We start from the raw sequence: 4,936 nt of genomic DNA, 5'->3' as shown, positions 1-4,936 counted from the left end.
CGGCCTGGAGAATTGCGGTGGAGTTCTACCTCCAGTCCAAAGGATTTATAAACGTGCACATCCCCCAAAAAGTGTCACCCAATTTTACCCCCATTTTTTGCTCATGAATAGGTAGCGTGTACACGGATGAAGACCAAGTGGGGCAGTTGCAGTCCGGTCACCAGCGGCATCCGGCTCAACACCGAACTTGCGAAGAAACCGCGCGAATGCCTCGAATACATCGTTGTTCATGAGATGGTTCATCTCCTCGAACCCATTCACAATAGCCGCTTCGTGGCTTTGATGGATCAGTTCATGCCGAAGTGGCAGTTTTACCGGGAAGTGCTGAACCGGTTGCCCGTGCATCATGAGCGATGGAGATACTGAAATGAATCTTGCAGACGGAAAATATGGCGCTAACAAGGCGCTGCACCGGACGCCGATTCCGCTACGCTCCATTGCGCCGGTGAGCTTGGTCGTTAAACCGGCTTGATGATATGCACAAATTTCCGTTTTGCGAAGCGCCCGATCATCTCTGCGCTGAGGCTTTCCATCTCCTGCCGTGTTCTGGTCCGGGGTCCCGCTTTGCGTGCTATCATCCTGCCGTCTTTCACGAAAGTTGCTTCTGGAGCAGTCCGACCAACTTCGCACCAGTTCGCCGCCTTGTAGATCGTGCCTGTGTGTCCTTGCCATTCGTCTGCATACGTCACGAGACAAGGCCATCGCTTCCGGTCTATCATTCTCATGCTCCGTGATAAAAGCTATGCCGCCACTCTCCTGAATCTCTTTTTTGGCCTTGCGCAGGAGGATCTGGAATTTGGGTGAATAAACCAAAATCAAAAGGACGTTTTAGCGTTTTGCGGTTTCTGGGTTCTACATCCGGCTCAAATCTTGAAACCCCAAATATAGCGATTTCAATCTATCCCCAAAGCCAATTCAGAAAATAGGTCCCCATTTTTCATAGAGAGAAAAACTGGGATGAATCTAAGTTATCTTGATTTAGATCATTCTCCGGGTAAGACGACCCGTTGAATAATAATATGAGTTGCTGCCCGCAAAAGCCGGCCTTGTGCCGACTAGGGCTGGCTAGCCGGTTGGCGATCCGAAAAAGTGTAGAATCCAGAAAGGAAGGTTATGAGATGATGAAAGTAAAGGAATACAATCACGTGGGGATCGTGGTTCGGGATCTGGAAAGGTGCAAGTGGTTCTACGGTGAGGTACTGGGTCTGCAAACCATTCCTCGGCCGCCTTTCGATTTCCCAGGCCACTGGTACCAGGTTGGACCTACATGTCAGCTTCACCTCATGGTCCATGAAGAAACCATCCCGAATTCCATGCGCCATATTGCCTTGGAAGTGGCAAACTTCGAGGAAGCCATCCATGAACTCAAGGCAAAGAGGATAGAGATTGTTGAGGGCCCGGGCAAACGTCCCGATGGATCAGATTATCTTTTTTGCAAGGACCCCGACGGTAACCGAGTCGAGATCACCCGCCACTAAAACGTAAGTAATCCATCTCGCCTCGATTTTAGGACTATCGCTCGTATGTACTGGTTATGGATGCCAGTTGGATTAGGAGTTTCGGGGACGGGGTTGACAAGGTTGACTAACTCACCTTACTGATGCGGAAGATCCCGGAAATGGTGCAAATCGAAACACCAGGGTGCCGGGTAATCTCCTCCCTAATCCAGCGATAAAAGTCTGGTTATGGGGTCGGTACGTGAATTCAGGAATACTCTTGCACCCCCGGCTAAAAAAAGGTAGTTTTGGAATATGCCCTGTTTCCACTGTTTAGCTCTTCTGTTCTCTCCCCTTTCGCCTTTCCAAGAGAGTCTGCCGCAGAACGGGAAGGATGGCCTTATCCTTCTCAAAACCCGTTTCTTCCTTTACCTCGATCAGTTTTTCAAGCGACAGAACCCTGAGCCGCAAGTTGCCAATTTTGATTTCATCGGAATGTTGCAGTAGATCCCCGTAACTGTGCCCGGCTCCAATCGTTCCAAGCAGGTCGAGCGGGCCGAAACGGGTCATAAGAAGCTGATGACCGGGAGAAGACAGGTGAGCCAGGTTTTGTATTTGGAAAGGGTCTCGAGAATCGAAAAAAAATCAGGTGTTGGAGATGTCACTCTTCAGCCTCACAATAGAGCGAATGGTTTGCTGCAACATCTGCAAACGTTCGGCAGGCGTCAAAGAGAGCATCCAGCGGATGAGGGTTAGGTCAACGCCGCTTTCGCTGTAAAGCGGCCCATCTTCCGACGAAGAATGGTCAGGGGAATTTAGCAATTTGATCTTGTTGAGGCTCATGAATCCACTTCCTTCATATCTTAAAATCCAAAATATCACAATTTCATTGTTTGGGCAAGGGGACACCACCCGGGCGCCCGGCTTCAATAGGAGAAAAGGATTGGCATCATTTTTGATATTTGGTAACATGGAATTATGAGAAAAATAAATATCTCTTTTTTATCTATCAAATCTCTTTTTTTCCTTCCCATCTTTCTCTTTTTTGCTGCCCAGCTCGGCTGGGCCATTCCCGATGAAGAAATTCGCCAGAAGCAAGGTGAACTTCAGGGAAAGCTGGTTGGGGAAAGGATCGCCTTCTGGGCCGAGAGGTTTGTCGGCACGCCGTATGACGAAGATCCCCAGGGGGTCTACGTCTCCAGGGCCGTGATTGTGGCCGATGAAAAAGTCGACTGTATGTATTTAACTTTTCGGGCCGTCGAACTGGCCCTGAGCCATACTCCGGAGGAGGCAATACAAATCGCCCTGGAGAAACGTTTTCATTCCCGGGGCATTCTCCAGAACGGGAAAGTGCTCAATTATGATAACCGGTTCGAATTCGGAGAAGACATGATCGAAAGCGGCAAGTGGGGAAGAGAAATTACCTCTCAAATCGGCCGAAGCGTTCGAATCAAGGGATCAAGGGGGAAAGATTCCTGGGCCGTCTTGTCCTCCACGGAACTTTTAAGGAGCATGGAAAAAATCAAAAGCGGGGATATCATTTTTTTCGCAACCCGCCCTGAAAAACGAAAAGCGGATGAATGCATCGGCCATATCGGGATCGTCAAAAGCGAGCGGCATGCAAAAGCGCAGGAAATTTATTTGATCCATGCCAGCGGATTAAAAAACAAGGGTGGGGCCGTGAAAAAGGTTTTATTGAAGGACTACATAGACAAAATGCCTTTTATCGGGGTGAAAGTAACCAGATTCGATTAAAAGAAACAAATCCATCAGGACGCGGATTTTCGCCGATGTCCGCAGAAACTAAAAGCAATAACTAAATTGTCATCCTTTGAGTCATTCCTGCGAAAGCAGGAATCTATTGGTTTGTTTTTTTTCTGGATTCCCGCCTGCGTGGGAATGACAAAGTGTTGTTCATGTATATTGATTTAATGTTTTAAATTTAATTTTCTATATTTAATCTTGAAAATCTGTGTTTATCTGCGTCCAAATAAATTTTTAATGCCCTGGAGGGGAATGAAATCGGAATGATTGATCTCGACCATCTCTGCATCAATACCATCCGGATGCTATCCATCAACATGGTCCAGGAGGCGAACTCAGGGCATCCCGGAATGCCCATGGGTGCTGCTCCCATGGCCTACGTTCTTTGGACGAGATTCCTCAAACACAACCCCCAAAACCCAACCTGGCCTGACCGGGATCGCTTCGTGCTCTCGGCCGGTCATGGTTCAGCTCTTCTTTATTCCCTCCTGCATCTGACTGGTTATCCTCTACCCATCGAGGAAATAAAACGTTTCCGGCAATGGAAACAAAGGATGGATTCAAAACTCCCCGCAGGGTGGGACAAGGATATTCCTTCTTTCCCCCCTGACCCCAGAGGGATGGCCACCCGTTCAGCAGGCAGTAAGGCCATGAACGCCATCATCCCTCATCTTCCTTGGCTCATTGGGGGTTCGGCTGATCTAAATCCATCTACGAATACCGCGCTCCAAGGTCTGGGCAATTTTCAGTATCCTCGTTCGGAGGAAAGACCTATTCAGGGATCTGAATCAGGCCCCTTAAGCTACGCAGGCGCGAATCTTTACTTTGGGGTACGGGAACATGGCATGGGATCCATCCTGAACGGAATGGCCCTGCACGGAGGGGTAATCCCTTTTGGCAGTACCTTTTTGGTATTTTCAGACTATATGCGGCCTTCGATCCGCCTGGCCGCGATCATGAAACTGCATCTCATCTATGTTTTCACCCATGATTCCATTGCTCTCGGAGAAGATGGACCCACCCATCAGCCCATAGAACATCTTGCCAGCTTACGGGCTATTCCCGGCTTGACTGTCATCAGGCCGGCCGATGCCAATGAAGCTGCCGAAGCCTGGAGAACGGCGATCCTGCATAAAGAAGGGCCGGTCGCTCTGGTCATGACCCGGCAGGTAATACCCATAATCGATCGCAGCCGGTATACCCCGGCGGAGGAATTGAGGCGAGGGGCTTACATCCTGGCGGATGCTTCATCCGATCAACCCGAAGTTATTCTGCTGGCAACGGGTTCCGAGGTCCACCTCGCCCTGGCGGCTTACGAAAAACTCCGGGCGGAAGGCTGGCGAGTGCGGGTAGTGAGTATGCCTTCCTGGGAACTCTTTGAAAAGCAGCCTGAGGAATACCGCAATCAAATTTTTCCCGCGGATGTACCGGTAAGGATCTCCGTTGAAGCCGGAGCCACTCATGGCTGGCACAAATACGTGGGCTCATCCGGGGAGGCCATGGGGATCGATCATTTTGGGGCTTCGGCGCCGGGAAAAGTATTGCTTGAAAAATTTGGCTTTACGCCTGAAAATATAGTGAAGAAGGCCAAGGAACTTTTAAATAGAAAATCGGTTTAGGACGCAGATTTTCGCAGATACGCCCAGATAATTATTCTTTCATTTTTTTAAATATCCTGATAATCAGTGTATATCTGTGTCCTAAAAAAATAATTTTATCGTATCGAATCATGATCG

5 protein-coding genes and 1 pseudogene are annotated in these 4,936 nt (G+C 49.0%); 4 read left to right on the top strand and 2 right to left on the bottom strand.

Features of this window, described 5'->3' with window-relative positions; translation table 11 throughout:
- Nucleotides 1–123 precede the first annotated feature (123 nt).
- Together Q7V48_08625 and Q7V48_08620 are read left to right on the top strand one after the other, a co-directional pair.
- A pseudogene (locus tag Q7V48_08625) lies at nt 124–366 on the top strand (M48 family metallopeptidase).
- A 752-nt stretch (nt 367–1,118) separates the two neighbouring features.
- On the top strand, nt 1,119–1,478 hold the full coding sequence (locus Q7V48_08620) for a VOC family protein (protein ID MDO9210799.1): 360 nt from the start codon (nt 1,119–1,121) through the stop codon (nt 1,476–1,478).
- Nucleotides 1,479–1,769: 291 nt separating this feature from the next.
- Here Q7V48_08620 and Q7V48_08615 read toward each other — a convergent pair whose 3' ends face one another.
- The gene (locus Q7V48_08615; GenBank protein ID MDO9210798.1) at nt 1,770–2,006 is read right to left on the bottom strand and encodes a hypothetical protein; all 237 of its coding nucleotides are present in this window, start codon (nt 2,004–2,006) and stop codon (nt 1,770–1,772) included.
- A gap of 75 nt (nt 2,007–2,081) precedes the next feature.
- Complete coding sequence (locus Q7V48_08610) at nt 2,082–2,279, bottom strand: hypothetical protein (GenBank protein ID MDO9210797.1); 198 nt, start codon at nt 2,277–2,279, stop codon at nt 2,082–2,084.
- A gap of 135 nt (nt 2,280–2,414) precedes the next feature.
- Between Q7V48_08610 and Q7V48_08605 the strand changes: the two genes are divergently transcribed.
- Together Q7V48_08605 and Q7V48_08600 are read left to right on the top strand one after the other, a co-directional pair.
- Entirely contained in the window at nt 2,415–3,191 is a 777-nt protein-coding gene (locus Q7V48_08605; protein MDO9210796.1) for a hypothetical protein, read from the top strand.
- A 272-nt stretch (nt 3,192–3,463) separates the two neighbouring features.
- Entirely contained in the window at nt 3,464–4,819 is a 1,356-nt protein-coding gene (locus tag Q7V48_08600) for a transketolase family protein (GenBank protein MDO9210795.1), read from the top strand.
- Nucleotides 4,820–4,936: the final 117 nt, after the last annotated feature.

It is taken from the genome of Deltaproteobacteria bacterium (assembly GCA_030654105.1).
In the GTDB taxonomy this organism is placed as follows: domain Bacteria; phylum Desulfobacterota; class SM23-61; order SM23-61; family SM23-61; genus JAHJQK01.
The sequence above is the reverse complement of the archived record's forward strand: the minus strand, read 5'-3'. Positions and strand labels throughout refer to the sequence as shown.